The sequence below is a fragment of the Novosphingobium sp. B-7 genome (genome assembly GCF_000410615.1).
GTDB lineage: Bacteria > Pseudomonadota > Alphaproteobacteria > Sphingomonadales > Sphingomonadaceae > Novosphingobium > Novosphingobium capsulatum.
In genome coordinates this window covers 21,555-23,683 of sequence record NZ_KE148491.1, presented here as the reverse complement: position 1 = coordinate 23,683, position 2,129 = coordinate 21,555, and the positions used below count along the sequence as shown (strand labels likewise).

Genomic DNA, 2,129 nt, shown 5'->3' with positions numbered 1-2,129 from the left:
CGCCGGACTCAGCCTGGGCAACCTGGCCTCGGCCAACCATGCCGGCCAGGTCTCCTATCCCCGCGCGGCCGCGCTGCAGGGGCTGGCCAAGATGCGCCACAACCTTGATCTTGGCTTGGTCCAGGGCCTGTTTGCGCCGTTGCCGCGCCCCAATCCGGGGCTCCTGGCGGCGCTGGGTCTTGCCGGACAAGAGCCGGCGGACGAGGCCGAACGCCGCCTGCGCGCGGCGGCCTGGTCGGCCAGCGCGATGTGGACGGCCAATGCCGCCACTGTCAGCCCCGCGCCCGATACCGCCGACGGGCGCTGCCATCTGTCTGCGGCCAACCTGGTGACCATGCCCCACCGAGCGCAGGAATGGCCCGACACCGTGCGCCAGTTGCGCCTGGCCTTTGGTGATGCCGCGCACTTTGCCGTGCACGACGCCGTGCCGCCCTGCTTTGGTGATGAGGGCGCCGCCAACCACATGCGCATGGCCACCAGCCATGGCGCCGCGGGCCTGGAAATCTTTGTTTATGGCCGCCCGGGCGGCGCCTTTCCGGCACGGCAGCACGAACAGGCCAGCCGCGCGATCGCCCGCGTCCATGGGCTCGATCCGGCGCGCTGCCTGTTCGTGGAACAGGCGCCAGAGGCCATTGCCGCCGGGGCTTTCCACAACGATGTCGTGGCCGTGGCCAACGAGCGCGTACTGTTCACCCACGAACAGGCCTTTGCCGATCCCGAGGGCACTTATGCCGCGATTCGCGACCGCCTGCCCGAGGCCGAAATCGTCGTCGTGCCGGCCAGCGCGGTAAGCCTGGCCGATGCCATCAAATCCTACGTGTTCAATGCCCAGCTGCTGACCCTACCGGGCGGAGAAATGGCGCTGGTGATCCCTCTGGAAGCCTGGGAAACACCATCGGTGCGCGGCTGGCTGGATACGATGCTGGCCGGCAATGGGCCGATTCGCCAGGTCTTGCCGGTGGACGTGCGCCAATCCATGGCCAATGGCGGCGGCCCGGCGTGCCTGCGGCTGCGCGTAGTGGCCGATCCGGCCACGGTCGATCCGCGCTTCCTGCTCGACAACGGGCGGATAGACCAGCTGGAACAAGTGGTTGCTGCGCATTGGCCCGAACAGATCGATGCTGCGGACCTGGGCCAGCAGGCCTTGGCAAACAGCGTGATCGCCGCCCGCGCGGCCCTGCTCGATGCCTTGGGCCTGACCGAACTGCACTGAGTGGAACTGCACGTAACCGACAGGCGTTGTCCTGCTGTCTGCGGAATTGTCGCCCCCCTTTACAATGAAGGGCGCGTTAAGCTTTAATGCGCCCGTATTCATTGGATTGGCACGAAGGTTGCTGATCGGGGTGGCGAGAGGTCCGGCGGATCGCAAACCCAGCATGGAGACAAGGGACAACGCATGCTCCGCAAGATTGGCCGCCTCTTCCTGATCAAGAATCGCTTTGAGGCGTTTGCAGTGATCTATGCGTTGGCCCTGGGCGCGGTAGAACGCGGGCAGGCCTACCTCACGCGGTTTCCCGGTTTTGGTGGCAAGCTGCTGTTCCTGGCTACGACCTGCGCGGTGTTCATGGCCGGGGCCAAGATTCTCGATTGCCTCAAGTTTGAACAGGCCCGCGCGGCGGAAAAGACTCCCGAGCCAGAGGCTGCTCCGCCCGGCTGATCACTCTCACGCGGCTGGCGGCACGCGCTGCAACGAAAAAGCCCCTTCGGCCGATGGCAGAAGGGGCTTTTCCTTTTCCGTCAGGCGGCCAGGCGACGATCCCCATCGCAATTGCCAGGCGGATCGAGATCCAGGGCATAGCCGAGCGTGGGCGCCACACCGTCGCGGGCCCGGCTGGCGCCAGGGCGAATCTCGCCGGTGGAGCGGAAGCCCAGCTTGGCCAGGACCCGGCCCGAGGCGGGATTGTCGAGGAAGTGGCGCGCCGCCACGCGGCGATGGCCCAGCGTGGCCGCCAGCGTCAGCACTGCCCGCGCCGCCTCGGTGGCAAAGCCACGCCCCCAATGGGCACGGGCCACCCAATAACCGAGCAGCGGCGCCGCGCCGGGCGGGCCGTGCTCATCGGGCATCAGGCCCACGCTGCCAATCAGTTGCGCGCCTTCGGGCCCCGGCAGGGTAACGAAGAAATGCGGAT

At 67.4% G+C, this 2,129-nt stretch carries 3 protein-coding genes; 2 read left to right on the top strand and 1 reads right to left on the bottom strand.

The features are described from left to right. Nucleotides 1–1,213 (top strand): N-succinylarginine dihydrolase (locus H926_RS29725; protein WP_043610891.1); only part of this gene is annotated, 1,213 nt, incomplete at its 5' end. Between the two features lie 183 nt (nucleotides 1,214–1,396). Further along, nucleotides 1,397–1,657, top strand: coding sequence for a hypothetical protein (locus H926_RS0121565; protein ID WP_022678100.1), 261 nt, complete (start codon nucleotides 1,397–1,399; stop codon nucleotides 1,655–1,657). A gap of 80 nt (nucleotides 1,658–1,737) precedes the next feature. Here the strand turns inward: H926_RS0121565 and H926_RS29720 are convergent. Then, nucleotides 1,738–2,129 (bottom strand): GNAT family N-acetyltransferase (locus H926_RS29720; RefSeq protein ID WP_237741147.1); only part of this gene is annotated, 392 nt, incomplete at its 5' end.